This is a genomic window from Acetomicrobium mobile, assembly GCF_937920065.1.
Map to the genome: position 1 here is coordinate 1 of NZ_CALETC010000119.1, position 1105 is coordinate 1105.

The window sequence follows — 1105 nt, forward strand, 5'->3', positions numbered from 1 at the left end:
GTAAAAGAGGTAATAGAGTTTGAACGGCAGAGCACCGGCGATCATAACCGGGACTCAATATTTGTTCGTGGTCTCGATGACCGCTATAAGTGCTACGATATTTTTGGTCTCGGTACGATTGAGCTTGCTGACAGTACGTATACTTGAATGCATTACAGAGCTGCTTTTTGCCCAGGCAGCGGCCTTCTCCGTGGTCCTGATACTGATCGTTGCCATGGCCATGTGGGTTATAAGGTTGCTTTTCGAGGCGCTTTATCCTAACCTCAAGTGGCAAAGGGGGATATAAATTGTCCGTTCCCATTTGTCTTAAGCATTTGACCAAAATATTTAATAGTGGCGAAGCAGCCTTTAAGGCGGTAGACGACGTTAATCTTCAGATTAATGCAGGTGAACTTATAACTTTGCTTGGGCCGTCAGGATGCGGAAAGACCACCATCCTGCGCATGATTGCAGGCTTTGAGGCGCCCACAGAAGGACAAGTCTTCATCGGCAAACATGACGTAACGAGCATAGCGGCGAACAAACGAAACATAGGCTTTGTGTTTCAAAACTATGCCTTATTTCCCCATATGACTGTATTTGACAATATCGCTTATGGCCTTAAGATCAGGAAGTTGCCGACTGGAGAGATTGTTAGGCGTGTCGCAGAGGCCCTCGAAACGGTAAGCTTAGGTGGAATAGAAGACCGATTCCCAAATCAGCTTTCGGGCGGAGAACAGCAAAGAGTTGCCTTGGCAAGGGTATTGGTTATTAATCCTCAGGTGCTGCTGATGGACGAACCGTTGTCCAACCTCGATGCGAAGCTTCGAATTTACATGCGCTCTGAAATTCGCAGCTTACAGAAGCGCCTTGGGATCACTTGCGTTTATGTTACCCACGACCAAAAGGAAGCATTAGCTCTGGCAGACAGGATTGCCGTCTTAAACGGGGGCAAGGTTGAACAGATAGCGACGCCATTTGAGCTTTATACGAACCCCACTTCCCTTTTCGTTGCCGACTTCATAGGTCAGGCCAACATTCTTAAGGGAAAATTGACGTCCATTGATGGCAATTTTGCTAAAGTGCTAATTAGTGAAATAACAGTTATTGCTTATGTTGGCGAAAA

Annotated in this window: 2 protein-coding genes; both read left to right on the top strand. The window is 46.4% G+C overall.

Annotated elements, in window-relative coordinates; translation table 11 throughout:
* Nucleotides 1-19 precede the first annotated feature (19 nt).
* Nucleotides 20-286 carry a hypothetical protein gene (locus Q7P41_RS05115; RefSeq protein ID WP_303882694.1) on the top strand — a complete coding sequence of 89 codons (267 nt, stop codon included), beginning with the start codon at nucleotides 20-22 and terminating at the stop codon, nucleotides 284-286.
* Between the two features lies 1 nt (nucleotide 287).
* Nucleotides 288-1105 (top strand): ABC transporter ATP-binding protein (locus Q7P41_RS05120; protein WP_303882696.1); only part of this gene is annotated, 818 nt, incomplete at its 3' end.